1 protein-coding gene is annotated in these 275 nt (G+C 40.7%); it reads left to right on the top strand.

Annotated features, from left to right (window positions below; genetic code table 11):
• A partial coding sequence (locus tag AB4496_RS29510) for a DUF945 family protein (RefSeq protein WP_372133695.1) occupies positions 1-275 on the top strand: 275 nt, incomplete at both ends.

Below are 275 nucleotides of genomic sequence, written 5' to 3'. Positions count from 1 at the left end.
AAAGGCTACTGGTTAGGTTCTCAGAATTTTACTATCGATAGCTTCTTGGTTACAGACTCTGCAATGCAGCCTTTCATGACCATTGAAAACTCTAAGTACGATTTTGAATCACATCTAGATGAAGCGACTAAGCGTCTGCGCAGCAACCTTAAGCTGGATATCGCAAACATCGAGACCAGTGAAGGCCAGTTGAACAACCTAAACGTCGATTTCGAAATGTCGAAATTGGATAGCGAATCGTTTGAGAAAATCTTTGAGATTTACCAATCTAATCC

Source organism: Vibrio sp. 10N.222.46.A1, assembly GCF_041473595.1.
Classification (GTDB): domain Bacteria; phylum Pseudomonadota; class Gammaproteobacteria; order Enterobacterales; family Vibrionaceae; genus Vibrio; species Vibrio tasmaniensis_A.
Note: the sequence above shows the minus strand (reverse complement) of the source record. Positions and strands in the feature narration are given on the sequence as shown.